24 protein-coding genes and 1 pseudogene are annotated in these 24279 nt (G+C 54.4%); 22 read left to right on the plus strand and 3 right to left on the minus strand.

The annotated features are described in order from the left end of the window. Positions 1 to 9 precede the first annotated feature (9 nt). The 18 genes from WDB70_RS04255 to WDB70_RS04340 all read left to right on the plus strand — a co-directional run bounded on the left by WDB70_RS04255 (position 10) and on the right by WDB70_RS04340 (position 17933). Positions 10 to 726 carry a flagellar hook assembly protein FlgD gene (locus WDB70_RS04255; RefSeq protein ID WP_406666955.1) on the plus strand — a complete coding sequence of 239 codons (717 nt, stop codon included), beginning with the start codon at positions 10 to 12 and terminating at the stop codon, positions 724 to 726. A 16-nt stretch (positions 727 to 742) separates the two neighbouring features. Continuing rightward, positions 743 to 2050 (plus strand): flagellar hook protein FlgE, encoded by a 1308-nt coding sequence (flgE, locus tag WDB70_RS04260; protein WP_406666957.1) that lies wholly within the window; start codon positions 743 to 745, stop codon positions 2048 to 2050. 101 nt (positions 2051 to 2151) lie between these two features. Continuing rightward, complete coding sequence (gene flgF / locus WDB70_RS04265; RefSeq protein ID WP_406666959.1) at positions 2152 to 2898, plus strand: flagellar basal-body rod protein FlgF; 747 nt, start codon at positions 2152 to 2154, stop codon at positions 2896 to 2898. A 10-nt stretch (positions 2899 to 2908) separates the two neighbouring features. After that, the gene (gene flgG, locus WDB70_RS04270) at positions 2909 to 3697 is read left to right on the plus strand and encodes a flagellar basal-body rod protein FlgG (protein WP_406666961.1); all 789 of its coding nucleotides are present in this window, start codon (positions 2909 to 2911) and stop codon (positions 3695 to 3697) included. 9 nt (positions 3698 to 3706) lie between these two features. Further along, a complete protein-coding gene (gene flgH / locus WDB70_RS04275) occupies positions 3707 to 4381 on the plus strand; it encodes a flagellar basal body L-ring protein FlgH (RefSeq protein WP_406666963.1) in 675 nt (224 codons plus the stop codon). A gap of 11 nt (positions 4382 to 4392) precedes the next feature. Next, complete coding sequence (locus tag WDB70_RS04280; RefSeq protein ID WP_406666965.1) at positions 4393 to 5475, plus strand: flagellar basal body P-ring protein FlgI; 1083 nt, start codon at positions 4393 to 4395, stop codon at positions 5473 to 5475. Beyond that, complete coding sequence (gene flgJ, locus WDB70_RS04285; protein WP_406666967.1) at positions 5472 to 6416, plus strand: flagellar assembly peptidoglycan hydrolase FlgJ; 945 nt, start codon at positions 5472 to 5474, stop codon at positions 6414 to 6416. Before WDB70_RS04280 ends, flgJ begins: the two co-directional genes overlap by 4 nt. Beyond that, complete coding sequence (locus WDB70_RS04290) at positions 6416 to 8413, plus strand: FlgK family flagellar hook-associated protein (RefSeq protein ID WP_406666969.1); 1998 nt, start codon at positions 6416 to 6418, stop codon at positions 8411 to 8413. The genes flgJ and WDB70_RS04290 overlap by 1 nt, the downstream gene beginning before the upstream one ends. 4 nt (positions 8414 to 8417) lie before the next feature. Next, the gene (gene flgL, locus WDB70_RS04295; protein ID WP_406666971.1) at positions 8418 to 9635 is read left to right on the plus strand and encodes a flagellar hook-associated protein FlgL; all 1218 of its coding nucleotides are present in this window, start codon (positions 8418 to 8420) and stop codon (positions 9633 to 9635) included. An 83-nt stretch (positions 9636 to 9718) separates the two neighbouring features. Beyond that, positions 9719 to 10543 carry a flagellin gene (locus tag WDB70_RS04300; protein ID WP_406666973.1) on the plus strand — a complete coding sequence of 275 codons (825 nt, stop codon included), beginning with the start codon at positions 9719 to 9721 and terminating at the stop codon, positions 10541 to 10543. Between the two features lie 198 nt (positions 10544 to 10741). Continuing rightward, a complete protein-coding gene (locus WDB70_RS04305) occupies positions 10742 to 11566 on the plus strand; it encodes a flagellin (protein ID WP_406666975.1) in 825 nt (274 codons plus the stop codon). An 86-nt stretch (positions 11567 to 11652) separates the two neighbouring features. Then, entirely contained in the window at positions 11653 to 12045 is a 393-nt protein-coding gene (locus WDB70_RS04310) for a flagellar protein FlaG (RefSeq protein WP_406666977.1), read from the plus strand. A 32-nt stretch (positions 12046 to 12077) separates the two neighbouring features. After that, a complete protein-coding gene (fliD, locus tag WDB70_RS04315) occupies positions 12078 to 13460 on the plus strand; it encodes a flagellar filament capping protein FliD (RefSeq protein WP_406666979.1) in 1383 nt (460 codons plus the stop codon). A 23-nt stretch (positions 13461 to 13483) separates the two neighbouring features. Next, a complete protein-coding gene (fliS, locus tag WDB70_RS04320; protein WP_406666981.1) occupies positions 13484 to 13909 on the plus strand; it encodes a flagellar export chaperone FliS in 426 nt (141 codons plus the stop codon). Next, positions 13909 to 14223: a hypothetical protein gene (locus WDB70_RS04325; RefSeq protein ID WP_406666983.1), complete on the plus strand. Its 315-nt coding sequence runs from the start codon at positions 13909 to 13911 to the stop codon at positions 14221 to 14223. The genes fliS and WDB70_RS04325 overlap by 1 nt, the downstream gene beginning before the upstream one ends. Positions 14224 to 14238: 15 nt before the next feature. Beyond that, positions 14239 to 16365: a 6-hydroxymethylpterin diphosphokinase MptE-like protein gene (locus WDB70_RS04330; protein ID WP_406666985.1), complete on the plus strand. Its 2127-nt coding sequence runs from the start codon at positions 14239 to 14241 to the stop codon at positions 16363 to 16365. A 42-nt stretch (positions 16366 to 16407) separates the two neighbouring features. After that, positions 16408 to 17688 (plus strand): motility associated factor glycosyltransferase family protein, encoded by a 1281-nt coding sequence (locus WDB70_RS04335; protein WP_406666987.1) that lies wholly within the window; start codon positions 16408 to 16410, stop codon positions 17686 to 17688. Then, complete coding sequence (locus tag WDB70_RS04340; RefSeq protein ID WP_406666989.1) at positions 17685 to 17933, plus strand: hypothetical protein; 249 nt, start codon at positions 17685 to 17687, stop codon at positions 17931 to 17933. The genes WDB70_RS04335 and WDB70_RS04340 overlap by 4 nt, the downstream gene beginning before the upstream one ends. Positions 17934 to 18274: 341 nt before the next feature. Here WDB70_RS04340 and WDB70_RS04345 read toward each other — a convergent pair whose 3' ends face one another. The 3 genes and pseudogenes from WDB70_RS04345 to WDB70_RS04355 form a co-directional block, all read right to left on the minus strand. After that, entirely contained in the window at positions 18275 to 18868 is a 594-nt protein-coding gene (locus WDB70_RS04345) for an aminotransferase class I/II-fold pyridoxal phosphate-dependent enzyme (RefSeq protein WP_406666991.1), read from the minus strand. After that, positions 18865 to 19086 carry a hypothetical protein gene (locus WDB70_RS04350; RefSeq protein ID WP_406666993.1) on the minus strand — a complete coding sequence of 74 codons (222 nt, stop codon included), beginning with the start codon at positions 19084 to 19086 and terminating at the stop codon, positions 18865 to 18867. The genes WDB70_RS04345 and WDB70_RS04350 overlap by 4 nt, the downstream gene beginning before the upstream one ends. 31 nt (positions 19087 to 19117) lie before the next feature. After that, positions 19118 to 19772: pseudogene (locus WDB70_RS04355) on the minus strand (polysaccharide biosynthesis protein). 222 nt (positions 19773 to 19994) lie between these two features. Here WDB70_RS04355 and WDB70_RS04360 point away from each other — a divergent pair. From WDB70_RS04360 to fliE, 4 genes are all read left to right on the plus strand, one after another. Beyond that, positions 19995 to 21419 carry a sigma-54 dependent transcriptional regulator gene (locus WDB70_RS04360; RefSeq protein ID WP_406666995.1) on the plus strand — a complete coding sequence of 475 codons (1425 nt, stop codon included), beginning with the start codon at positions 19995 to 19997 and terminating at the stop codon, positions 21417 to 21419. A 128-nt stretch (positions 21420 to 21547) separates the two neighbouring features. Further along, positions 21548 to 22558, plus strand: a complete 1011-nt coding sequence (locus tag WDB70_RS04365) for a sensor histidine kinase (RefSeq protein ID WP_406666997.1) — start codon at positions 21548 to 21550, stop codon at positions 22556 to 22558. After that, entirely contained in the window at positions 22555 to 23865 is a 1311-nt protein-coding gene (locus tag WDB70_RS04370; RefSeq protein ID WP_406666999.1) for a sigma-54-dependent transcriptional regulator, read from the plus strand. The genes WDB70_RS04365 and WDB70_RS04370 overlap by 4 nt, the downstream gene beginning before the upstream one ends. Before the next feature lie 60 nt (positions 23866 to 23925). After that, positions 23926 to 24279, plus strand: coding sequence for a flagellar hook-basal body complex protein FliE (gene fliE / locus WDB70_RS04375; RefSeq protein ID WP_406667001.1), 354 nt, complete (start codon positions 23926 to 23928; stop codon positions 24277 to 24279).

Raw genomic sequence — 24279 nt, forward strand, 5'->3', positions numbered from 1 at the left:
GGTTGAACTATGAGCATCTCATCAAACGGTTTGGATCCACTGGCTAATTCCCGCTGGGATACCGGCTCTACGGATGCAACCAGTAACAGCAAAAGCAATTCCATCGGTTCTGCTACCGGCCTGACACAAAAAGATTTTCTGTCCTTGCTGACCAAGCAGCTGGCTTATCAGGATCCGTTCAAGCCAGTGGACAACGACAAAATGATTTCGCAGATGGCGTCGTTTGCGCAGGTTAACGGCATCAATAACATGAGCGACCAGTTTTCCAAGCTTAATGATGTCATGACTTCCAACCAGGCACTGCAGGCCTCAACGCTGGTAGGGCAAAAGGTACTGGTGTCCACCAATACCGGTTATCTCAATCAGCAGGGTGGCTCCATGAGCGGCATGCTGACCTCATCGGATGACATGCATGACGTGGTCGTGCGGGTAAAAGACCAGTATGGCCAGTTGGTGAAAACCATCAATATGGGTGATCAGTCTGCTGGCAACGTGGCTTTTGACTGGGATGGCACGAATGATGCTGGACAAGCCATGCCGGCCGGCCATTACAGCGTGTCCGCGCAGGCGCGGGTAGGTAATCAACAAACTGATTTGCCTGTTGCCACCTACGGCAATGTGCAGTCAGTGACCTTGGGCTCTTCCTCAACCGGGGGAGTAGTACTGAATCTTCAGGGCCTTGGTGGCGTCAAACTCAGTGACGTTCTCGAAGTGGCCAAAGCGTGAGTAAGAGGGGAACACTATGTCTTTCAATATCTCTCTGAGCGGCCTGAATGCGGCCCAAAAAGATCTGGATGTCACCAGTAACAATATCGCCAACGCCAATACCTATGGCTTTAAACAGTCACGAGCGGAGTTTGCTGATGTTTATGCCAGTTCGGTTTTCTCCAACCCCAAGACCAAAGTGGGTGATGGTGCCGTAACCTCGACGGTGGCTCAGCAGTTTGCCCAAGGCTCCATGAAGTTCACCAACAACACTTTTGATTTGGCGATTAACGGTAATGGCTTCTTTGCCATGAGTGGTGACGTCAACTCCAATGACCTGACCTACACCCGGGCCGGTAACTTCAAGCTCAATAAAGACAACTACGTGGTAGATAATCAGGGTAACTTCCTGAAGACCTTCCCGGTTAACCCGGATGGCACCTCTGCCTCGGCAGCATTGTCTACCGCCAAGTCGCTGCAAGTACCTGATGCGGTAGGGACGCCGCTGGCTACCTCACGGATCAACATCAAGCTGAACCTGCCGGCAGGCGATGTTACACATGACGTGGCCAACTTTGATCCGAAGGACACCACGACCTATAACAATGCAACGTCAGTAACCACTTACGACTCACTGGGACAGTCGCACACCGTCACCACCTATTACATCAAACCGACCGGTTCCACTAACACCTGGAATGCGTTCACTTTTGTGGACGGTAACCCGGTGAACATGGCGGGCAGCTCGGCGCCGACTTATACCGATGGGGGTGGTACTTCCTACAACGGCTATGTGCTGAACTTCAACAGCCAGGGTCTGCCAGGAACACCACCGACGGTGCCGGCCACACTGACCACCGATCCGCTGGGTGCCACCATTCTCAATAATGGTGCCGATCCCTCGCAGACCATTGATATCAACTACAACAACCAGACGCAGTATTCCGACTCTTTCCAGGTCAATTCTATTGACCAGGATGGCTTGACTGTCGGTCGTCTGACCGGGGTGGAAGTGGGTTCTGATGGTTTGGTACGGGCTTCTTACTCCAACGGTACTACTGAGCCTTTGGGCCGGGTGGCACTGGTACGTTTTGCCAATGAACAGGGGCTGAGCCAGGTCGGTAATACCGACTGGAAAGCGTCTACATCTTCCGGCGAACCGCTGGCTGGTGAAGCCGGCACCGGTACCTTCGGTAACATCCGCTCCGGGGCGCTGGAATCCTCTAACGTGGATTTGACGCAGGAGCTGGTCGATTTGATTTCAGCACAGCGTAACTTCCAGGCGAACAGCCGGGCCATAGAAGTATCCAACACACTTCAGCAGAATATCCTGCAAATTCGCTAACTTAGCTTAGTGTCAAAAGCCCGCCGCGAGGCGGGCTTTTTTATTGGCATTGCACTTGCATTGGTCAGTTATCACACATCGAGGTGACAGAGGATCGACCAATGGATCGCTTCGTTTATCTGGCTATGAGCGGTGCCAACCAGGACATGAATGCCCTGAGTGTCCGGGCCAACAACCTGGCTAACGCTAAAACTGTCGGCTTTAAAGCGGACTTTGCCCAGGCGCGCGCTATGCAGGCCTATGGTGACGGCATGCCCAGTCGGGTCTTTGCCATGACCGAAAATCCCGGCCAGCGTTTTGAGCCTGGCCCTATCCAGACCACCGGTCGTGGCCTGGACGTAGCTGTGGAAGGTCAAGGCTGGCTGACGGTGCAAGGCGCTGATGGCCAGCCAGGCTACACCCGGGCCGGTAATCTGCGGATCAGCGAGACTGGCCTGCTGGAAACGGCCAAGGGGCAGCTGGTGCTGGGCGACGGCAATAACCCTATCGCCATTCCCGTGCCTTATCAGAAGCTGGAGATCGGCGCCGATGGAACCGTCAGTGCCTTGCCACAAGGCGCACCGGCTCAAGACATTCAAGTCGTAGGGCGCATCCAGCTGGTTAACCCCGATGTGAAAAATCTTAACAAAGGCGAAGACGGACTGTTTCGCATGAACGACGGCACCACTGCGCCGGCTGACCCTAATGTCACCTTACTGCAAGGGGCATTGGAAGGATCCAACGTTAATCCGATTGATGAGATGACGGCGCTTATTGATCTGCAACGCCAGTTTGAGCTGCAGATGAAGATGATGAAAACCGCCGAAGACATGGATGCTGCCCAAACCAACTCAATGCGTTTGAGCTAAGGAGACTGAGATGAATTCAGCATTGTGGATTTCAAAAACGGGCCTTGATGCCCAGCAAACCGACATTTCGGTCATTTCCAACAACCTGGCCAATGCTTCCACCGTCGGCTTTAAAAAAAGCCGGGCGGTTTTTGAAGACTTGCTTTATCAGAATGTTCATCAGCCCGGAGCGCAGTCATCGCAGAACACCAAGCTGCCGGCGGGGCTGATGATTGGTACCGGTGTCAAGGTAGCTGCAACGCAGAAAACCTTTACCCAGGGGAACCGCCTGACTACCGATAACAGCCTGGACATGATGGTCGAAGGTAAGGGTTTTTTTGAGGTACTAAAGCCTGATGGTTCCATGGCTTACACCCGCAATGGCCAGTTTGCGCTCAACGACCAGGGGCAGTTGGTAACAGCTGGTTCCGGCTATCAAATTCAGCCGGCTATCACGGTGCCGCAAAATGCCCAGTCCATCAGTGTCAGCACCGACGGCCAGGTCTCCGTACAGATCGCCGGTCAGCCACAGCCAACAGTGGTCGGGCAGCTGAATATTTCCAGTTTCGTAAACCCACAGGGTTTGCAACCAGTCGGCGACAACCTGTTCCAGGAAACCGGCGCATCAGGTGCCCCGCAGCAAGGGGTTCCGGGCCTTAATGGCCTCGGTACCATTCAGCAAGGGGCGCTGGAAACGTCCAATGTCAATGTGACCGAAGAACTGGTGAACCTCATCGAAACCCAGCGCGTTTACGAGATGAACTCGAAAGTGATCTCGGCGGTGGATCAGATGATGGGGTACGTCAACCAGCAGCTGTAAGGAGGCGTCATGCGTAGCCTGGCTTTGAGTGTGCTGTTATTGCTGTCGGGGTGTGCCACCAGCAATAACCCCAAACCTATTCCCGATGACCCGAACTATGCGCCGGTGCTACCGCCTTACGACACCAAGCCGCTGGCGGCCACGGGATCGCTGTTCTATGACGCCGGCTCTCAGAACCTGTATTCAGACCGTCGCGCCGCTCGGGTGGGCGACATTATTACGGTGATGCTGCAAGAAAATACCAGCGCCAAAAAATCGGCCACCACCGAGCTGAAGAAAAACTCCAAGGTGGACTTACCGTCACCCACAGTGATGGGTAAACCGGTCACCATTAATGGCAATACTTTAGGGATCGGCATTGACGGCAAAAACCAATTCAAAGGGGAGTCGGATGCCGACCAGGCCAACCAGCTCAAAGGGGCCATTTCAGTCAATGTGATCAGAGTGCTGCCCAACGGCACCCTGATGGTGCGTGGCGAAAAGTGGCTGACCATCAATAACGGCGACGAGTTCATTCGCCTGACCGGTATTATCCGCCAGGACGACATCAGCGCCGAGAACACCATTTCCTCAACCCGTGTTGCCAATGCCCGCATCCAGTACTCCGGTACCGGTGCTTTCAGTGATGTGCAGCATCAGGGCTGGCTGTCACGGTTCTTCAATTCGCCGTTGTGGCCATTTTAAGGAGTCTGGCGATGAAACGTTTATGGCTGTTGCTGTGTCTGCTGGTGTTGCCAGCACATGCTGAGCGTATCAAGGACATGGCCGATGTTGCCGGCGTTCGCAATAACCAGCTGGTGGGCTACGGCTTGGTGGTGGGCTTACCGGGTACCGGTGAGCAAAGCACCTTCACCCAGCAGTCGTTTGCGTCAATGTTGCGTAATTTCGGTATTCAGATGCCGCCCGGGCAGCGGCTTAATATCAAGAATGTGGCGGCGGTTGCGGTCAGTGCGACGCTGCCGCCCTTTGCCAAACCGGGCCAGCAGATTGACATTACCGTTTCGTCGGTAGGTTCTGCTAAAAGCTTGCGTGGCGGTACCTTGTTGCAAACATTCCTGCGGGGTGTTGATGGCAAGGTGTATGCCCTGGCACAGGGTAACCTGCTGGTTTCCGGGTTCAGTGCTGAAGGGGCTGATGGCTCGAAAATCGTCGGTAACACCCCGACCGCCGGGCGTATCCCCGGTGGCGCTATTGTTGAGCGGGAAGTGCAGTCGCCTTTTGCCCACTCCGACTTTATCACTTTCAACCTGCACCGCCCTGACTTCACTACTGCCAAGCGCATGGAAGATGCCATTAACCAGTTACTGGGGCCAGGGGTGGCCAAAGCGCTCGATGGCAGCTCTGTGCAAGTGCGGGCTCCACGGGATGTGGATCAGCGGGTCAGTTTCTTGTCGACCCTGGAAAACCTGAATTTCAAGCCGGCAACCGAAGCCGCCAAAATCATTGTTAACTCCCGTACCGGCACCATTGTGGTGGGCGCCGAGGTTCGGCTCAAACCCGCGGCCATTACCCATGGCGGTCTGACGGTCACCATTGCTGAAAACCCGCAGGTGTCGCAGCCCAATGCGCTGGGGCAGGGGCAGACGGTGGTAACACCTAACTCCAATGTCAAAGCCGAAGAAACCAAGGCGCGGATGTTTTACTTCAACCCTGGGGCAACCTTGCAGGATCTGGTCAGGGCGATGAATCAGGTTGGTGCCGCACCGTCTGACATTATGGCCATTTTGGAAGCCTTGAAGCAGGCCGGGGCCTTGTCTGGGGAGCTTATCGTCATATGAACAGGGCGGGGCTTTACACTGATCTGGCCGGTCTTGATGCTTTGCGTCGAGGCGCACAGAAAAACGACAAGAACGCGTTGCTTAATACTGCGCGCCAGTTTGAATCGTTGTTTGTGCGCCAGCTGCTCAAAACCATGCGCCAAGCCAATGAAGTGTTTGCTAAAGACAGCCCCTTTAACAGCGACACCATGAAGTTTTACCGCGACATGCAGGACCAGCAGTTGGCGGTGCAGTTGTCGCAAGATGGTGGCTTGGGGCTGGCTAAGATCATTGCCCAGCAGCTGGCCCCGGACGGTAAGACACTGATGCCGGCTTCGGCCTTGACTCCCAAAGATACTATCCACAGTACGGTGTCTTTGGCGCCTAAAAGCGGTCAGGAAATGTCTTTGCCGGTCAAAGCCAAACCGGCTGTTAACCGTTCGCGCAGTGTGACGTCAGTCGAGCACAGCAACGTTAAACCTGTGGCTGACAGTAGTCCTGAAGCCTTTGTGGGCAGCATTCTGCCTTATGCCCGGCAAGCGGCTGCCGCCCTTGGCTGTAGCCCGGCCGTGTTGGTGGCGCAGGCGGCACTGGAAACTGGCTGGGGCCGTAAAGTCCTCAGTAAAGCCGATGGCGACTCCAGCCTTAATCTGTTCAATATCAAGGCTGGTAATCGCTGGCAGGGTGACAGCGTCAAAGCGGTAACACTGGAGTACAACGGCAACCAGCCGAAGAAAGAAACCGCCCGCTTCAAGGCCTATGATTCCCTGGCCGACAGCTTCGCCGACTACGTCAAGCTGCTCCAGCACTCCCCCCGTTATCAGCAGGCGCTGAAGTGGGCCAAAGAACCGGCACGCTTTCTGCAAGAGCTGCAAGGGGCGGGGTATGCCACCGATCCCCATTACGCCCAGAAGATTCTGCAGGTGCTGGGGCACCCGGCACTGAGTAAAGGAGCACCCTGATGTCTAATGACATGATGCGCATCGGCGTTTCAGGGATTTATGCCAACCAGCTGGCCCTGAACATTGCCGGTAACAACATTACCAACGTCAATACCGACGGTTATTCGCGCCAGCGTACCGAGTCGGTAGCCGAGCCGTTGGGTGGTGTGGCGCGGGTTGATGTGACCCGCCAGCTTGATCAGTTTGCTCAGAATCAATTGCGGGTTGATACCAGCAACCTGGGGTTCACCCAGTCTTACCTGGATCAGGCCAACCGTACTGACAAGCAGCTGGGTGATGCCCAGACCGGGGTCGGTGCCGGCCTGCAAACCCTCTTTTCACGTATCAATACCATGAACGGTGATGCCAGCTCGGTCTCGAACCGCCAGTTGGTGCTGTCTGAATTCAAAAATATGCTGGCAACTTACCAACGCCAGGCCGAGCAGTTCTCTTCTCAGCAACAAGAAGTGAATAAACAGCTCAGCTCCCAGGTTGACCAGGCCAATAGTCTTATCAACAACATCTACCAGTTGAATCAGCAGCTGTCTTCGGTCAATAGCTCACAGAACTCCAGCCAACGCGCCACCCTGATGGACCAGCGCGATAACTTTATTAAAAAGCTGTCCAATTTAATGGCAGTCAGCGTAACACCCGCCACCGGTGACGCCGTTAACGTCACCATGGCTAACGGTCAGGCGCTGGTGCTGCCGGGCAGTAAGGCGCAGCTGTCAGCACAACCTGGCGATCCGGAGCAGCGCCGTCTGGATGTGGCGGTAACGTTGGGCAACCAAACCTTTACCACCACCCCGGAACAAATGGGGGGCACTCTTGGTGGCCTGGGCCAGTACCGTCAGCAGGTGCTGGAACCGGCACAGCGGCAGCTGGGGCAAATGGCCCTGGCCATGGGCGACGCCTTTAACAAGCAAAATAAACTGGGCTTGGATCTCAATGGCCAGCTGGGTAAGAACATTTTTAATTTACCGGTGGCCACGGCCTACGGTTTTACCTCTAACTCCAGTGCCGGCCATCAGGTAACGGCGACGGTGGTTGATGGCACCAAGGTGACCGATCAGGACTACCGTATCGTCTTTACCTCGGCTACTGACTACAACATTCAGGCCATTGATGAGCAGGGCAATGCGTCCTCGACGCTGGCCTCGGGCACCTTGCCTGCCAACGCAACTGTTGATGGCCTGCAAATTGACTTTTCTGCGGCAACGCCGCCGGGCAGTTTTGCTGCCGGTGACACCTTTGTGCTCAAGCCTACCCGCGATGCCGCAGCGCAAATGAGCATGGCCATTAATCGCCCGGAAGAACTGGCGTTAGCGTCACCGGTAAAAGTCACCCAAGGCAGCAGTAACCTTGGCAGCGCCCAGCTCAGTGAGCTCAATGTCACCAACACTGATCCGGCCAGTTCCGGCTTTAACGCCAGTTCGCCGCCGCTGTTGGATAACACTGCGCCAGGCAAGGTGGTGTTTCTCAGCGCCTCGCAGTACCAGCTGTACGACCAGTCGGGTAACACCATCGGCGGCCCGACTGCCTTTGACAGCAATACGGCCATACCGGCACCACCGCTTGATTATGGGTTTTCGATAAAGCTCTCCGGTACACCGGCGGCGGGTGACGAGTTCACCATCAGCCCTAATTTGGATGGTGCTACCGGCGCTATGACGGCCAGTTCAGATAACACCAATGGTCTTAAGCTGGCGCAGTTGCAAACACAAAGTGTGGTAAGGCTCAGCGCTGCCGGCTCGGCGCAGTCCTCGCAGAGCATGGCTGATGCCTATGCCGCCATGGTGACCAATGTGGGTGACAAAACGGCGTCCATGAAAGTCAAGCAGCAGGCGGCTCAGGCACTGCATGATGAAAGCCAAGGGCGTTTGCAGGCGGTGTCGGGAGTCAATCTTGACGAAGAAGCCGCCAACCTCATCCAGTTTCAACAAGCCTACTCGGCGTCTGCGCGGATCATCTCTACCGCACAGAGCGTGTTCAGTAGCCTGATGCAAGCCATAGGTTAAGCCCATGCGGATCTCTACTCAGATGATTTTCCAGTCGGGGCTCACTAACATCCTCGACTCTCAGCAAAGTCTGGTGAAACTGCGCGACCAGGTCAGTTCACAACAACGCATCAGCCAGCCGGCCGACGATCCGGCCGGGGCCGGTACTGTGCTGCGTCTGGATAACCAGTATGCGGTGTCAAAACAGTACGGTGATAACGGTAACACTCTGAAGTCGCGACTCGGGGTAGCTGAAACTACGTTGGCGAATATGACCGACACCATGAATTCGGTACGTACCTTGCTCATTCAGGCCAGTGATGGTGTCAATGGCCAGGGAGACCGGGAGGCCATTGCTGATCAACTGGAAGGTTTGCGCGACCAACTGATGGACGCCATGAACACCCGGGACGCCAACGGTGCTTATATTTTTTCCGGTAACCAGGGTGATACCGCCGCTTACCAGCTGGTCGCGGGTAAATATGTGTATCAGGGTGACCAGGGCACACAGAAAATCCAGGTGGCTAATGCGGTCAGTATTGATGCCAACTTTCCTGGCTTCAAAGTGTTTGAGAATTTGCCGCCGGTTCTGAGTGCCTCTGCAACGCTGACCGGGGGGAGTGGCACCGTCACCAGTGATGTAGCTGACGAAGGCCAGTTCAATAACTTTTATCGTAGCAACTATGACCCCAATACCCCGGCGGCTAACACCTTTAGCGTTAGCACCAGCGCCGGCGTACCTGATACCTACCAGATCACTGACAGCGGCGGCAATGTGTTGGCCAGCGGCAACTATACGCCGAATCAGGCCATCAACTTTAATGGCCTGAATATCACCCTTAGTGGTGCTGCCGGGGCCAGTGCCGATATTACCCTGCAGCCGCCGAAACGGGACAACATTCTCAATGTGCTGACGGATTACGCCAGCAGTCTGCGAGACGGCAGCCTTAATCCCCAGCAGCGGCAAAAAGCTGCCGAATATGTGCAAGGGGTTGCCAAAGATACTTATAACGCCGTCGTTGCCGGGCAATCGGAGATCGGTGGTCGCGTTAATGTGATCGATGCCCTGCAAAGCGCCGGGGAATCGTCACAGGTCAATATCAAGAAAACCCGCGCTGATATCGCCGAGGTGGATATCGGTGAAGCGGTCTCTCGTCTTGTACAGCAGCAAACCGTGATGCAAGCGGCTTATTCCGGTTTTCAGACCGTCAATAAGTTGTCTTTGTTTAATTACATAAACTAGTTGGCACGACGATTGCTTTGTAGAAAGTGTGAGCGCAGTTCGTTGCGCTGAAACAGTAAAACTTCATATCGAAGGAGAGGATCATGCCACTTTACGTGAATACCAACGTGGCCTCGCTGAACTCGCAACGGCAGCTGTCACGTTCAACCGATGCCCTGCAGACCAGCTACGAGCGCTTGTCGTCAGGCCTGCGCATTAACAGTGCCAAAGATGATGCAGCGGGCCTGCAGATCTCCGCCCGTCTGACGGCGCAGATCAATGGCCTTAACCAGGCTGCCCGTAACGCCAATGATGGTATTTCGCTGGCGCAAACCGCAGAAGGTGCTCTTGGTGAGTACACCAATATTCTGCAACGGATGCGTACCCTGGCGGTGCAATCATCTAACGGCTCCAACAGTACCGGCGACCGTGTTGCCCTGAATAAAGAGTTCTCGCAGCTCAAAGACGAGCTGACACGGATCTCCAAGCAGACCGAGTTTGGTGGGGTAAAACTGCTGGACGGTACCTACAGTCAGAAATTCCAGATCGGTGCCAACGCTGGCCAAACTATCTCGATTTCTATCAGTGCCAACTTCGCGGCCAGTGCCGTAGGCCTGACATCCACCTCAGTGATCACCAACTTCTCTGATGCGCAGGCACAATTGGGGATCATTGATACGGCTCTGACTACGGTGAACAGCACGCGGGCAGACTTGGGTGCGCGGCAAAACCGTTTCTCGTCGGTGATCCGCTCACAGGAAAACACCGCTCAGAACCTGTCGGCCTCGCGTTCGCGTATTACTGACGCGGACTATGCTGAAGAAACGGCCACGCTGGCCCGTAATACCGTGTTGCAGCAGGCTGCCAGCTCTATGCTCAGCCAGGCTAACCAGCAACCGCAAATCGCACTGTCACTGCTCAAACAGTAATAGTGCTCTACGCAAGAAAAGCAGATACAGAACCAGCCTTGACGGTTGGTTCTGTTTTTTTGTTTTCTTATAGCAAATTGTTATAAAAGTTTTCTCTGAGTCCGGCGATACAGAAAGTGAGCAAAATGTGGCGGCCGGTGAGCCGGGGCAAAAAAGCCAAGTCACCACGCCTATCTGTATACTCGAGGAGACTTCATCATGGCTTTGTATGTAAATACTAACGTCGCATCCCTTAACTCACAGCGTGTGCTGTCCCGTTCAACCAACGAACTGCAAACCAGCTATGAGCGTCTGTCTTCTGGCCTGCGTATCAACAGCGCCAAAGACGATGCTGCCGGCCTGCAAATTTCTAACCGTCTGACTTCTCAGATCAACGGTTTGAACCAAGGTGTACGTAACGCCAACGACGCTATCTCGCTGGCTCAGACTGCCGAAGGTGCGCTAAGCGAATATACCAACATTCTGCAGCGCATGCGGACCCTGTCTGTTCAGTCCTCTAACGGTTCTAACAGTACTGCTGACCGTACCGCTCTGAACACTGAGTTCGGCCAGTTGAAAGACGAACTGACTCGTATCTCCGGCCAAACTGAGTTTGGTGGTGTGAAACTGTTGAACGGTACTTACAGTGCCAAGTTCCAGATTGGTGCCAACGCTGGTCAAACCATCTCAATTTCTATCAGCACCAACTTCACTGCTAGTTCTGTAGGTCTGGGTAGTGCCGCCAGTATCGCCACTTTCAGTGACGCACAGGCACAGTTGGCAACACTGGATACAGCCATCAAAACCGTCAACACTACCCGTGCTGACCTGGGTGCCCGTCAGAACCGCTTCAGTTCTGTGATTCGTTCGCAAGAGAACACCTCGCAGAATCTGCAAGCCTCGCGTTCACGGATCACCGATGCTGACTACGCGTCTGAAACTGCTACACTGGCCAAGAACACCGTGCTGCAACAGGCTGCCAGCTCCATGCTGAGTCAGGCCAACCAGCAGCCGCAAATTGCGCTGTCACTGCTGGGCCGTTAATCCAGTAACAAGGATGTCACTGTCAGGGATGGCGCCTCGAACGAGGACGCCATCCTTTTGCGTTTAAGGGTACTGAGGGCTTCACCATGACTGAGATAACACTGCCTCAACATGGCGTTAGTAATGCCAACACCAGCACGCCGACGCTGAAAAAAAGCGACGGTCATGTTGTTGCCGGAAAACTGGTGCCGACTCCCCAGGCCGCCAATGACAAGGCGGGTAATGCCAAAGCCACAACGGAACAGGTCACATCATCCATCAAGACCATTCAGGATTTTGTGAATGTGCAAGGGTATAACCTGCAGTTTTCCACGGATAAAAAGTCCGGGGCCATGGTCGTCAAGGTGACCGATTCAAAAACCCATGACGTGATCCGCCAGATACCTGCAGAAGAAGTGTTGAAAATTGCCGAACGGGTCAAGCAATTGCGCGATGAGTTGGGTAAAAAAATCGGCATATTTTTTGATAACAATGCCTAACAGGCAACAACAGCGTTTTTAGGAGGCTGACAATGGCAGCAATTACCAATGCCGGTATTGGCTCCGGGTTAGACCTGGAAAGCATTATCAATGTCTATGTTAATGCTCAGAAAAAGCCTCAAGAAGCGCTGTTGAACAAGCGTGAAGATACGTTCAACACGCAGCTGTCAGGGGTCGGTAAACTCAAAGCGGCGCTGGCAACGTTCCAGGAAACGTTAGGTAAACTGGCTGATGCGGCCTCTTTTGATCAATCGAAAGTTGATATTACTGGCCCGGACACCAACGCCTTCAGCGTGACTACAACCAACGCCAGTAATGGCAGCTTTCAGGTTGAAGTGGGGCAACTGGCAACAGGTAGCCGCCTGGCATCGACAAACTTTGCCAGTTCAGCCACTACCTTTGGCACCGGCGGCTCACTGAGCTTTCAGGTTGGCAGTAACAGCGTCAATGTCGCGGTGAGTTCTACCGATAGCTTGGTGGATATCCGAGATAATATTAATAGCCAGGCTAATAGCCTGGGGGTCACCGCTAACATCATTAATAGCGATAGTGGTTCACAGCTGGTGCTGAGCTCATCAACCACTGGTGCTGCCAATCAGTTATCGGTTAGTTATACCGGTGATGCCAGCCTGGCTGATTTGTCGACCAACCTGGTATCGCAGCAAAGCGCCCAGGACGGGCAAATCACCATTAATGGTGCAGTGGTAAGCAACTCATCCAATATCTACAAAGATGCCATTCAGGGCGTGACCATTACTGCCCAAAAGCAGACTACCGGAGCCAATACCCTGACGGTCAGCCGCGATACGCAGGCTGTTACCGATCTCATGCAAAACTTTGTCGACAGCTATAACAGTCTAAAAGGTACCTTGAGTCAGCTCAGTGACCCGGACAATGGCCCGCTGGCGTTTGACCCCTTGGTGCGGCAGTTGTCGTCACAGATGCAAACCATGCTGGGGGGGACTGTCAGTGGCCAGCCCACGGACATGAATAACCTCTACCAGGCTGGTATTACCTTTAATAACGACGGCACCATGTCGATCTCAGATGTTGGGGTAGGCAGCGGCCCGTCCGGTGCTGAGCGGTTGCAAGACGCAATCAATAACAATATTTCCCAACTTGGCCAGTTATTTGCAGGAACTAATGGGCTGGCTACATCACTGAACGGTGTTCTGGATACCTATACTCAGAACAATGGCGCTATCGCTCAGAAAGAGACATCATTGAATGACTCACTGGCCGATATCAGCAAACAGCGTGATGATTTGGAGCTACGGTTGAGCGATTACGAAAAAACCTTGCGGACTCGTTTTGACGGTCTCGACCAGATTGTTGCGCAGTATCAGTCTACAGGTGACTACCTGACGAGTGCGCTGAAGTCATTACCGAAAGTGTCCAGTAGCAGCAGCGGCTAATCACTGCAGTTAGGGGAAACACCATGAGAATGAATATCAAGCAGTATCAGGGCGCCGACAAAAATGCCCGCTTGCTGGAGGCCGATCCACACCAGATCATCTTGATGCTAATGGACGGTGTGCTTGAGCGCATGGCCATCGCCAAAGGGTGTATTGAGCGTAATGATATCCAGGGTAAGTCCAATGCGATCAACCGAACCGTTTCGTTGATCAGTGGCTTGCAGGGCTCGCTGGATTTCGATGCTGAACCGGAAGTGTCTCAAAGTTTTGATAACTTTTACGATCTGATGACCCGTCGTCTGATCGAGGCCAGCGCCAGCCGTGATGTGGCCATCATTAATGAATTGATTGACTTGTTTGTACCGCTGCGCGATGCCTGGCGGGATATGCCTGAGGACAAAAAGGCCGAAGGGCTGGAACAGCTTAGCCGTAAATCTGAGACGGCCTGATGGACGTTTTTGATAAGGCCAAAGCCCAGGTGCTGAGCTGTCACCAGCAAGCACTGGCGGCTGTGGCCGAAGGGCAACTGGAAGCACTGCCGGAAATGTTGAACCAGCGCCAGCAGGCACTGGAAAATTGCATGGCGGCAGTGGCCGGCCATGAGCAAGCCTTCCGGCAATTGGCCGAGCAGATACTGGCGGATGATCAGCAGGTGCTGCCGAAGCTGTTGCAGAATAAGTCGACAGCCGCTGACGCTTTATTGCGTCAGACCCGCACTAAGCAAGCCCTCAAGCAGTACCAGGTGATATCCCACCGTGCCTGACAGACAGGTTTTTCAATGAATGATTTAGACTCTTCACTCCAGCAGGAAATTGCTTCGCTGGAAGATACCATCCGTCAGATGCAGCAACGCCACCGTCATGGTCAGGACCTGACGGGGTTGGCAGAAAATATGTCATTGCTGGTCGCGCATGAGCATCAGTTGGCTTCGTGTTTTGCAGCCAACCTGGCGGCATTTGCCGAGTATTTTCCGGATGTCCACGCGGTTATTCAGCGCCACCAACCGCAGCGTTATCATATTGATTTAATTGACGGTATTGTGAACATTCGCGATGTTCGCAGCCATGAGCTGTTGTATGACGTGCATCCTTTTTTGTTGGCCATACAGCAGTATCAAGATTTTGTTATTGCCCCGAATGCTGCTGAGCTGGCGATCCAACTGAACCCGCATAACCCACAGGGGTATCTGCACTCCGATTACCTTAACCGTATGGTGGAGGTGCATCAGGATGTGCTGAATGGGCGCGGCCAGGCGATGTTGCCGGAAGTGGTTCCAGAGCTGATCTTGTTTGGTATTGGCCTGGGCTATCCGCTGGAGCTACTGGCATTTAACCACCGCATTAAAAACCTCTATCTGTTTGAGCCTGATCTCGATATCTTCCTGGCCAGCCTGTTTACCTGTCGCTGGGATACCCTTTTGCGGCAGTTGGACGAACAGGGTACGACTTTACACTTGTGCCTGGGCATCGATGCCCGCAGCTTTTTTGACAGTTATATGGACAAACTGCTGCACCGTGGTCGTTATAACGTTTCAAAAACCTTTGGGTTCGTTCACTATTTATCACCGCAGATTGAACTGGCACTGGATGAATATCGGGCGCGGCTTATTGAAATTACCAATGGCTGGGGCTTTTTTGACGACGGCATGCTGGCGGTGGCCAATCAGGGCGTTAACCTTGAACGTCAGTATCCGTTTGTAAAGGTTACTGCGACGAAAAACCGCGCGCTGATGAATGTGCCGGTTTTTATCTGTGCCAATGGCCCATCACTGGACAAGCACGCGGATTTTATTCGTAACAACCAGCCCAATGCGGTGATTATTTCCTGCGGCAGTGGCCTCAAGGCCTTGTGTGGCCACGGTATCACCCCGGATCTGCACTGTGAGCAGGAGCGTACCCGGGTCACCCTGGATGTACTTAGCCGGGTAGGTGACGACGCATTGTTAAACACTTTGCCATTGGCGTGCCCTGGTATTGTCCACCCGGACGTCACCGAAAAGTTTGCGCGGGTGCTACAAGTGCCTAAACAAAATGAGCCCAGCACTCTGGCGTTGATGAGTTACCAGGGGTTTGTTGAAGCCGGCCACCCGCCGGCCGATAATGTGTCGCCAACGGTAGCCAATACCGCTCTTTATATGGCGACGGCACTGGGTTTCAGCCAGATTTATCTGTTTGGTGTGGATCTGGGTTATCGCGATGAGGGGCCGCACCACTCGAAAAAAAGCATGTATTACGACGCCAGTGGCCAGGATGAACAGCTGTTTTGGGTGGAAAAGACCCACTTGCTCGATGGCAACTTTGGTGGTCAGTTCTACGCCAATGACTTTTTCAATCTGTCCCGGATCTGTTTACAACGGTTATTGGAAGAACGCCCTGATGTACGCTGCTTTAACTGCAGTGACGGGGTTATGATCCATGGTGCCCTGCCTTGTGATGCCAATACCCTGGCCTTTTCGCCGCTGGCGGATAAAACCCGGTTGTTCCAGCAGGTGCTAGACAGCCATGCCGACATTCCTGATGACCCGGCGCTGCTGGCGCACTATTTGCGCCAAACGGATGCAGAGCGTCTGGAAGCCTTCTGTGAAGCCCTGCTCAAACAGACTCGCCAGCCGGTAGCCAGTCGAGCCGAGGCCGACCAATTGCTGGATCGCATCTACGATGAGTTTTACCTGCATCCTGAACAGGAAAACTGGGTCACGCTGGCACTGTTGGAAGGGTCGGTGACCTATTTTCAGAGTGTGCTCAAGCGTATCCTCTTTGATGCTGACAGCGAGCAGCAAGCCTTGACGCATTTTGCGCGAGGTATTGCGATCTACCAGCAGTTTATTGAGCAGATCCCAGGCTATTACCGCCAGGGCTACCGGCAAACCGATAACATCACCCTCAACAGCCTGCTCGGCCGTTAAAGCAGATGCAGTGCCTGTTATGGCACGGCCCCGGATAAAGCGATGAATGCATTTATTGACGACAACATGGCAGTGATCCGCCGGCGCTGGCCAATGCTTGCCAGCCACCTGGCACGTATCGAAGCGGTTGCCGTAGAACGGGTTGAACTGGTGGAAGGGCTGGACAGTACCCTGCGTATTGATGGCGTACAGCTTACCAGCCGCCATGGCCGCCAAAGTGAAGCGCAACTCCAGGCAAAGGCTTTGCCTGTCGATTGCCATGAAGCCACCTTGTACGGTACTGGCCTTGGGGATCTGCAAGCGGTGCTGTTGGCCAGCGAGCAACTGACCCAACTGGATGTCTATATTCTCAATGCCGCGCTATTGAAATTGGTATTGAGCCTGCTGGACCAACGCCACTGGCTTAATGATGAACGTGTGCGCCTGCACCTTGCCGACAACCAAGCAGATATTATCGTGCCGTTCGCCGTGTATCCTGCTGAGCTGGTACTGGTGGCGGAGTCACAAGCCAAGGTACGTGATCGCATAGTCGCGGAACTGGAAGTGCCTTACGTCAATGGCTTACAAGCCCAGCAGCAGCCGAGAATGAACGCGATACTGGCCAATAATCAGGCCTTCTTTCGCGATGATAAGGACGTCGCGGCATTATTTTCGCAGCAGACGCGGCGAGTGTGGATTGCCGCTCCCGGGCCGTCTTTGGCCAAGCATTACGCAACCTTGCAAAGCAAGCAGAACCGGGATTGCCTGATTGCGCTGGATACGGCTGTCAAACCTTTGACAGAGCAGGGGATCACTCCGGACATCGTGGTCACACTGGACATGGAAATCACCCCGGCCATTTTGCCTGGATGTGCTTGCCCGTTGGTTTATTTTCCTCTCACCAATACTGAACTGCTGGCCAGTTGGCCCGGGCCTCGCTATTTGGCCTTAACGGGGAGCCCGCAGTTTGCCACCCTGCGTAACAATCTGGGCTACGCCAGCCTGTACAGTGACGGTAGTGTGATCCACCCGGCGTTGGATCTGGCGGTCAATATGGGAGCCGAGGAAGTGGTTTTATTCGGTGCCGATTTTGCCTTTAGTGGCCAGCAGACCCATGCCGGCTGGGCTGATGGTGCCTTGGGACTGGGCGCCAATGATACCCAGGAATGGACCATTAATGGTCGTGGTGAGCGAGTGGCCACGCTGCGTAATCTGCGCGGCTATCTGTGTGGTGTGGAGCGCTTTATTGCCGAGCATGGACAAGTGACGTTCTATAACACCAGCCGTGACGGCGCGCTTATCACTGGAGCAGTATTCCACCCGGCTTTCACGGAGGCATCATGAGTGCAACTGAACTGGCCAGCCAATGTCAACGGTTGGCCACGCTGTTTCGGCTGGGCATGCACACCCAGGGTGCCATGGATATGCTGAGCACGCTGGAAGCCTTACCGGCAGTGGTGCCAGCAGAGCACGCGCCGATGCTGGCCCAGTACCTGCAACAGATGCTGGATTGCCAACAGCGCCAGGATTGGCTGGGGCTGGCTGACTTTTTTGATTATGAACTGATGACCTTACTGGCACCACAGTAACAACAAAGCGGCCAGCGCTGGTGCTGGCCTAATATCAAGGCTACCTTAACGCAGTTGCCGGCTGAGCTGCTGGAGCAGATTGACCCCGTCCCATACCGGATCAAAAACCAATGCTTGGCCCAGTGGTTCAATACGATCCAAGCCTGCAGTGGCATGTTTGACGGCCCAGTCCACCAGTGGCTGGAACCACCGGCCTACAACGCCAGGTCGGCCTGCGCCAGTAGTTCTGATCCGTGCAGATTGCATACGGAGCTAAAAACGGTACGGTCTGCGCTTGGAGCCGCCGCGGGCCTGAATAATGGTGACGGTCATGCCAGCGCCTCCAGTACCTATTGTTGCTGCTATGCACTCATGGCAGTGAACAGCGGTCTCACGATAGTACTGCTGGGCTCCGGGGTAGTGCCTTGGCTGCTGGCCCAGAGTCTTAAAATACAGTTGGTTGGAGAGCGAAATATAGTGCAGATTAACGTCAATAGCCTGCTTATACAGGCGGTGAAAGCGCGCGTTTTTGTCGCCTTGACCGCCCTTTGTCTCGCCAGATGCACCACCACCAGTACCTTGGGTAAGGTGTTTTGTTGAGCTGCCTGGCGCAGCTTATCTGCCAGTGCTTGCAGGCACAGGTTGCCGGTGTGTGGCTCAACATCCACAAAATCCACTGAGGCACCACAGTAACGGCCACAGTTGGCGGAGGCGACAAAGGAAATCGCACTGGTCCATAGTCGGTCTCCCGGGCCTAGCCCAAGTGCCAGGCAAGCCAGATGTAAAGCTGAGGTTGCTGAATTAACCGCCACCGCATGACGGGTACCGCAGTAGCGGGCCACAGCTTGCTCAAACTGCGGAACCAGTGGCCCCTGGGTGAGAACATCGCCTTCTAATACCGCCAGTACGGCGGCCTTGTCGTCGTCATCCAGAAACTGACGACCGTAAGGGATCATGCCAGTACCTGCTCATTCATTGCCCGGATCGCTTCTATCGATAGAAAGTCTGGGTTATTCAGCGAGTTGTATTCAAATCCGGATTCGACCAACTGCCCCTGTTGCCCCATGGCATTGCAACTGAAGTCATTGTCACGGCTAAAGAAACGAATAGACGGGGCTATGATGTAATGGTCAGCAAATTCATAGGTGTGATAGGAATCATCGGCAGGGCACATCTCTTCGTGAAGTTTTCCCCGGGGCGGATCCCTATTCTTTTTGCGGTAACTGAGGTGCTATGGTGGTTGCCAGGTCGGTTATTCGCACCGACGGGATTTTGGGTACGAAAATTTCTCCACCCTGCATTCGTTGAAAGTTATCCAGCACAAAATCAACCCCTTGATCGAGGGCGATCCAGAAACGGGTCATGTCATTGTGGGTAATGGGCAGGTGGTCACAGCCTTGCTCAACCAGTTTTTGGAAAAAGGGCACCACAGAGCCTCGTGAGCCCACGATATTGCCGTAACGCACCACCGAAAAGTGCGTCGGGTGCCGGCCGGCCATATTATTGGCGGCAACAAACAGTTTGTCTGATGCCAGCTTGGTGGCGCCGTAGAGATTTACCGGGTTGGCGGCTTTGTCAGTCGACAGCGATATGACTTTTTTACGTTATTGGCCAGTACCGCCTGAATGACATTTTCGGCACCGGTGATATTGGTGCGAATACATTCAGTAGGGTTATATTCAGCAGCGGGAACTTGCTTGAGGGCGCGTCGAAAGTCTGACTCATCTCAAACTGCTTGAGTTCGTCGCGGGAGAAAATGATCAGGCGCTTAGGGCGATAGCGGGCCAGCACCTGACGTACGAACTTGTGGCCAAAGGAGCCGGTGCCACCGGTAACCAAAATGGACGCATTATCAAACATGAAGCTTCTCCCTGGATACGGACGTTACAGGCCAAGCAAGTTGCACGCCAGAACGCAAGAGCAATAATAATTGAATTAATGCTACCTGAATGCTGGCATCTAGCGACTCGGATCGGCATCATACTTCTCGGAACGATTCCGAGCGCAAATGCATTTCTTTCACTATAACAAAAGCTTGCAGTCTTAACGCAGCACCAAAACGGACAAACGGTTTAGTACGGCATGCAAACCCAGTTAGGATTTTTGGTCATTGACGCCGACCAACAGCGTCGCCAAACGCTGATGACTCTGATGGAGTTCATCGGCGAAGAGTGTGAGGCCCTGTCGCCGCAAGAGGCCAAGGGTGCGTCTTTCGAGCACGCTTTTTCGGGCATTATTGCTGCTGCCGGCATCAGTGTTGAGTGGCTCAATCACGCCACTACCCCTTATGCCACTGTTGGCTGGACGCCGGAAACACAGCATCCACTTTACCTGGGAACCCTGGCCGAGCCTTTTCGGCTGAGCCAGTTTCAGGAACTGCTGCGAGTGCTGGCCAGACGCCACCGCATGCTTTCTCGTGAAGGTCATTATAACGGTACAGATAGTAGTACCCGGCTGTTCCGTTCGCTGGTGGGAAAAAGTAAACCCATGCAGCAGGTGCGGCAGATGATCTCCCAGGTGGCACCGGCGGAGGCATCGGTGTTGATCCTCGGGGAGTCGGGCACAGGTAAGGAAGTGGTTGCCCGGAACCTGCACTACCAGTCTGCGCGCCGGGACGGCCCCTTTGTACCGGTGAACTGCGGCGCTATTCCACCAGAGTTGCTTGAAAGTGAACTTTTTGGTCATGAAAAGGGTGCTTTCACCGGTGCTGTTGCTGCCCGTAAAGGCCGTTTCGAGTTGGCGCAGGGGGGCACGCTGTTTCTTGATGAAATTGGCGATATGCCGCTGAACATGCAGGTTAAACTGCTGCGGGTACTACAAGAAAAAACCTTTGAGCGGGTCGGCAGCGGCAAAGCCATCAAGGCTGATGTACGTATTGTTGCGGCAACCCACCGGGCCCTGCCAAAAATGATAGAGCAGGGGCGTTTTCGAGAAGATCTCTACTACCGGCTCAATGTTTTTCCGATTGAAATGCCGGCTTTGCGCGAACGGGCGGAGGATATTCCGCTGCTGATCCAGGAGCTGGTATCCCGCCTTGAGGCTGAAGAAAGCAAAACCGTACAGTTTTCGCAAGAAGCGATGCAATCGCTGGCGCGACATGGCTGGCCGGGTAACGTCAGGGAGCTGGCCAATCTGGTAGAGCGAATGCTCATTTTATATCCCAACCAGCAGGTAGATGCTGGCCATCTGCCGAAAGCTTACCAGTACGGACAGATCAGTAACTTCGATTCCGCAAACGAGGATGCTCTGGAACGTGAAGCACTGATGGCGATTTTCAGTGACAGCACACCGGAGCCGGCCATGATGACCAACGGCAGTGGGGCGGCTTCGACCCTGCCTCCCGACGGTATCAACCTCAAAGAAATGCTGGCGGACGTGGAAGTGGATTTGATCCGCCAGGCCTTACTCAATGCCAATAATGTGGTAGCCCATGCCGCTGATTTATTGGGCATGCGCCGCACCACATTGGTGGAAAAAATGCGCAAATACGGCCTCAACAAAGTCTGAAAAAGCAGGTGTCAAACTTCTGGCACCTCCCTTTCTTTCATTAAAAAGTCTTTAAATTCAGTCGTTTAACTTTTGGCATGAGCCGTGCATTAGCGAGTCTACGCTTGTCTTCAATGCAGGGCTCGTTCATGGCAGTAGCAGAAAACTGGTATCCCGATATTGCGCCGTCGGCGCAGCGACTCGACAAACTGATGGCCATCCTGCCGGTAGGTGTGGTGGTGCTGGACGGCAATGGCCGGGTACGTGATGCCAACAGCATGGCGGTCAGCCTGCTGGGTGAACCGTTACAGGACCAGCCTTGGGTTCGTGTGGTGGAACGGGCATTTCGGCCGCAGGCTGACGATGGCGCAGAAGTGTCACTGGTCAATGGTCGTCGGGTCAAACTGGATATTTGCCCGCTGGACGGTGAGCCCGGCCAGCTGATTGTTATTTCTGATCTTACTGAAACCCGAGCGATGCAGACTCGCATGGCGCACATGCAGCGGTTGTCTTCGCTGGGGCGGATGGTTGCCTCACTGGCCCATCAGATCCGCACGCCGTTGTCGGCGGCAATGCTTTATGCCGGGCAGTTGGATCATCAATTGCCACAGCAAACTCACCAACGCTTCTCAGAAAAATTGATGTCGCGGCTCAAAGATCTGGAAAGCCAGATGAACAATATGCTGCTGTTCGCCAAAAGTGGTGATCAAAAAGTAGCTGACACCTTGGTGGTGAGTGACATCCTGAGCGAACTGAACAGTGCCGTGGAATCGATGCTCGAATCACACCAGGCCCAGCTGACCATCAGTGGTGATGCCCAGCATTGCCGGATCCTCGGTGCTCAGCAGGCTTTGGTATCGGCCCTGTCAAATCTGGTGCATAACGCCTTGCAAGCCGGTGCTCGCCATTTGTCATTGCAAGTTCGCCAGCAACACGAGCAACTGCAACTGCAACTGGATGATGACGGCAGCGGTATTGCCGAAGATGTGCTGGCACAGGTGACTGACCCCTTTTTCACTACCAAAAGTCACGGCACCGGCCTGGGGCTGTCGGTAGTACGTGCAGTTGCCCACGCGCATGGTGGCCGCCTGACGGTGGCTAACGGTGAGCAGGGGGCGCGTATCTGTTTACTTCTGCCACTGCTCAAGGAGGCGGTATGACCCGTATTTTGATTGTTGAGGATGACCTGGCGCTGACCGAAGCGCTGGTAGACACCCTTGAGCTGGCGGGCTTTAAAACCGTCACCGCCCACAATGGTGATGAAGCGCTGTTAACTCTCAAGCGTCAGCCCTGCCAACTGGTGGTCTCTGACGTACAGATGGCCGGTATGGACGGTATGGAGCTGTTGCGCAATCTGCGCAGCCGTTACCCGGCTCTGCCGGTGTTGCTGATGACGGCGCATGCCAAGGTCAATGACGCCGTTGAAGCCATGAAGCTAGGTGCCATTGATTACATGGCGAAGCCTTTTGCGCCGCAAGTGCTGGTCAATATGGTCAGCCGTTATGCCCTGGATGAGCATGCTCAGCAAGGTGGCCCGGTGGTGGCGGATGCCAAGAGTCTGGCCCTGCTGAAACTGGCGGAAAAAGTCGCTGTGACTGATGCCACAGTGATGATCCTAGGCCCCAGTGGTAGCGGTAAAGAAGTGCTGGCGCGGTATGTGCATCAGCACTCAGCCCGTGCCGAAGCGCCGTTTGTGGCAATTAACTGTGCCGCCATTCCTGACAATATGCTTGAAGCGACGCTATTCGGTTATGAAAAAGGCGCTTTTACCGGCGCCGTGCAGGCCTGTCCGGGCAAGTTTGAACAGGCCAATGGCGGCACCTTGCTGCTTGATGAAATCACCGAGATGGACTTGGGCCTGCAAGCCAAATTGCTGCGGGTACTGCAGGAGCGGGAAGTAGAGCGGCTGGGTAGCCGAAAAACCATCAAACTCAACGTGCGGGTGCTGGCGACCTCTAACCGTGACCTCAAAGAAGCGGTCAGTGATGGCCAGTTCCGGGAAGACTTGTTCTACCGGCTGAATGTGTTTCCGCTGTCCTGGCCGGCGCTCAAAGAACGCCCGGATGACATCATCCCGCTGGCCCAGCACCTGCTGGCACGGCACAGCGAAAGTACTGTGCCGGTACTGAGCAGCGAAGCGCAACAGCAACTGCTTAACCATGACTGGCCTGGCAATGTCCGCGAACTGGACAACGTCATGCAACGGGCCCTGATCCTTGCTGACGGTGACCAGATTGGCCGCGAGCAACTACTGATGGAAAGCACCATGGCTGTGCCATTAGCCAGCAGCAGTGATGACGGCTTAAACGGCTCTTTGCGGGCCCAGGAAGCACAGATCATCATTGATGCACTGGAAGCCTGTAATGGCTCACGCCAGGCGGTAGCCGACAAGCTCGGGATCAGCCCGCGGACGCTGCGCTACAAGCTGGCGAAGTTGCGTGATGCGGGTGTCAGCCTGCCTCTTTAAACGGGTTGGCCTGACCTTTGCAGTAAGACTTTCATTCCATGGTAATGACGGAAAACTGACATGAAGATCGACGGCAATCAATCAGCTCTGCTGCAACAGATGCAGTCACTTATCAGCCAGGCCCAGGGGCCGGCTGCCAGTCAGCCATTACCCGGTTTTGCCGAAGCTGGAACCAAAACCAACGGGGTACAGAGCGATTTTGCCAATCTGTTCACCCAGGCACTGGACAAGGTCAACGGCTTACAGCAGGATTCCGGTGCCAAGCAAAGGGCGGTGGAAATGGGTGACCCCAATGTCTCGGTTGCCGATGCCATGCTGGCCAGTCAAAAAGCAGGCATTGCCTTTCAGGCGACAGTACAGGTACGCAACAAGCTGATCCAAGCGTATCAAGACGTTATGAATATGCCGGTGTAA

It is taken from the genome of Gallaecimonas aegicerasi, from assembly GCF_045291545.1.
Classification (GTDB): domain Bacteria; phylum Pseudomonadota; class Gammaproteobacteria; order Enterobacterales; family Gallaecimonadaceae; genus Gallaecimonas.

Bases quoted from the DNA above. Each gene is read 5' to 3' on its own strand.
- WDB70_RS04255 (WP_406666955.1), top strand. From the start codon at position 10: ATGAGCATCTCATCAAACGGTTTGGATCCACTGGCTAATTCCCGCTGG.
- flgE (WP_406666957.1), top strand. From the start codon at position 743: ATGTCTTTCAATATCTCTCTGAGCGGCCTGAATGCGGCCCAAAAAGAT.
- flgF (WP_406666959.1), top strand. From the start codon at position 2,152: ATGGATCGCTTCGTTTATCTGGCTATGAGCGGTGCCAACCAGGACATG.
- flgG (WP_406666961.1), top strand. From the start codon at position 2,909: ATGAATTCAGCATTGTGGATTTCAAAAACGGGCCTTGATGCCCAGCAA.
- flgH (WP_406666963.1), top strand. From the start codon at position 3,707: ATGCGTAGCCTGGCTTTGAGTGTGCTGTTATTGCTGTCGGGGTGTGCC.
- WDB70_RS04280 (WP_406666965.1), top strand. From the start codon at position 4,393: ATGAAACGTTTATGGCTGTTGCTGTGTCTGCTGGTGTTGCCAGCACAT.
- flgJ (WP_406666967.1), top strand. From the start codon at position 5,472: ATGAACAGGGCGGGGCTTTACACTGATCTGGCCGGTCTTGATGCTTTG.
- WDB70_RS04290 (WP_406666969.1), top strand. From the start codon at position 6,416: ATGTCTAATGACATGATGCGCATCGGCGTTTCAGGGATTTATGCCAAC.
- flgL (WP_406666971.1), top strand. From the start codon at position 8,418: ATGCGGATCTCTACTCAGATGATTTTCCAGTCGGGGCTCACTAACATC.
- WDB70_RS04300 (WP_406666973.1), top strand. From the start codon at position 9,719: ATGCCACTTTACGTGAATACCAACGTGGCCTCGCTGAACTCGCAACGG.
- WDB70_RS04305 (WP_406666975.1), top strand. From the start codon at position 10,742: ATGGCTTTGTATGTAAATACTAACGTCGCATCCCTTAACTCACAGCGT.
- WDB70_RS04310 (WP_406666977.1), top strand. From the start codon at position 11,653: ATGACTGAGATAACACTGCCTCAACATGGCGTTAGTAATGCCAACACC.
- fliD (WP_406666979.1), top strand. From the start codon at position 12,078: ATGGCAGCAATTACCAATGCCGGTATTGGCTCCGGGTTAGACCTGGAA.
- fliS (WP_406666981.1), top strand. From the start codon at position 13,484: ATGAGAATGAATATCAAGCAGTATCAGGGCGCCGACAAAAATGCCCGC.
- WDB70_RS04325 (WP_406666983.1), top strand. From the start codon at position 13,909: ATGGACGTTTTTGATAAGGCCAAAGCCCAGGTGCTGAGCTGTCACCAG.
- WDB70_RS04330 (WP_406666985.1), top strand. From the start codon at position 14,239: ATGAATGATTTAGACTCTTCACTCCAGCAGGAAATTGCTTCGCTGGAA.
- WDB70_RS04335 (WP_406666987.1), top strand. From the start codon at position 16,408: ATGAATGCATTTATTGACGACAACATGGCAGTGATCCGCCGGCGCTGG.
- WDB70_RS04340 (WP_406666989.1), top strand. From the start codon at position 17,685: ATGAGTGCAACTGAACTGGCCAGCCAATGTCAACGGTTGGCCACGCTG.
- WDB70_RS04345 (WP_406666991.1), bottom strand. From the start codon at position 18,868: ATGATCCCTTACGGTCGTCAGTTTCTGGATGACGACGACAAGGCCGCC.
- WDB70_RS04350 (WP_406666993.1), bottom strand. From the start codon at position 19,086: ATGTGCCCTGCCGATGATTCCTATCACACCTATGAATTTGCTGACCAT.
- WDB70_RS04360 (WP_406666995.1), top strand. From the start codon at position 19,995: ATGCAAACCCAGTTAGGATTTTTGGTCATTGACGCCGACCAACAGCGT.
- WDB70_RS04365 (WP_406666997.1), top strand. From the start codon at position 21,548: ATGGCAGTAGCAGAAAACTGGTATCCCGATATTGCGCCGTCGGCGCAG.
- WDB70_RS04370 (WP_406666999.1), top strand. From the start codon at position 22,555: ATGACCCGTATTTTGATTGTTGAGGATGACCTGGCGCTGACCGAAGCG.
- fliE (WP_406667001.1), top strand. From the start codon at position 23,926: ATGAAGATCGACGGCAATCAATCAGCTCTGCTGCAACAGATGCAGTCA.